The organism is Streptomyces sp. NPDC026417 (genome assembly GCF_055567695.1).
This window is the reverse complement of the sequence record NZ_JBVHPY010000120.1, coordinates 1-1,334: the sequence shown is the minus strand read 5'-3', so window position 1 is coordinate 1,334 and position 1,334 is coordinate 1. Positions and strand designations below refer to the sequence as shown.

Sequence of the window (1,334 nt, the reverse complement as noted above, 5' to 3'; positions counted from 1 at the left end):
CTGGAACGAAGACCCCAAGCCGTTCATCTGGACCAAAACAGCCAAAGAAATCCTCGACTCCCTCGCCCGCCTCTGCCGACGGATCTCCGGCGCAGAACAGTAGCGCCAGCCGTTGCGCTTTCTCGAAGGCCGTCAGCTTCTTCGCATCCCGGCGTGAGGGCTTGACCCGGCGCACGATCAGCCGTATCCCTGCCGGCCAGCCGGTCAGGTCGCGTACCCCGGTGAGCTCGGCGACCTGGTAGGACAGCCACTCGCCGTCCGCTCTAGACAGAGCGCGCCGCGCACGTCGCGCGCCACAGACGGAACGTCAAGTTCACCTGCAGCACCCCTCAACACCCCCGAAACGGACGGACCCCACCACCGGCCAACCACACCCTCACAACACACACTTCGAGCGCGGCCAAGACGACAAGACGGTCCAAGCCGCCCAGGACCAGGGGTCCGCCCAGGACCGAGTCCGCTAACAGGACCGAGTCCGCACAGGACCGGGTCCGCTCAAGGCCCGGGTCCGCACAGGACCCATCAGCCAAGGTCCGGGGCTGCTCGGGTCGGGGCGGCCGGTCGGCTGAGGTCAGGTGAGATCGTCGCGGGTGACCCGGCGGTGCGCGATACGCCACGTGCCGCCGGTGTGCACCAGGACATCCTGCATCACACACACGTACAACACCCTGGAGCCGCCGGTGACCGGCACCTGGAGCACCAGGGCCGAGCAGCGGGTGTGCAGACTCTCGGCGCAGGGCTGCACATCGAGCACGCCGACCCAGTGGCTGAGGCGGGCACCGGACGCGCGCAGCCGTGCCGCGCCCACGCGCGGATAGCGGGCGAGCGCCTCACGGAACGGCAACACCACAGCCGGCGCAGGCCGCTCTACGACGGCGTCCTCGGTGAAGCTGGCCGCCCAGGACCGGGTGCTTTCTTCGGCTGTTTTGGTCCAGATGAACTGCTTGGGGTCTTCGTTCCAGTGCTTGACCCCGGTCCGGATGTCGGCTTCGGGGGCCTGGATGTTCTTGTGTGCGCCGCGGCGGATCATCTGGTGGGCGAGGTAGCCGAACCACCGCTCGACCTGGTTGATCCAGAAGCGGGCCAGCAGACGCTGGGCGAGGGTGCCGGTACCCCGTTCGCGGGCGGCGGGGAACAGGCCGATCGCAAGGGTCCAGCAAGTACTGGTGTCCGGGCGGCCCCAGGCGGAGGCAAACCACTCCACACGGCCCGCCACACCCATTACGAAACAACAGGTAATACTGATCTTTTCGTAAGTTCGGTGGGTGTGCTGGATGGATGGTCAGGCCGGTGTGAGTGAGGAAGGACCATGGCAGTTGTGGGTTGTGGTTGAT

Annotated in this window: 1 protein-coding gene; it reads right to left on the bottom strand. The window is 66.9% G+C overall.

Annotated features, from left to right (window positions below; all coding sequences use genetic code 11):
- Positions 1-571: 571 nt before the first annotated feature.
- Positions 572-1,216 (bottom strand): nuclear transport factor 2 family protein, encoded by a 645-nt coding sequence (locus ACZ4NT_RS39315; RefSeq protein WP_467730230.1) that lies wholly within the window; start codon positions 1,214-1,216, stop codon positions 572-574.
- Between the last annotated feature and the right edge of the window lie 118 nt (positions 1,217-1,334).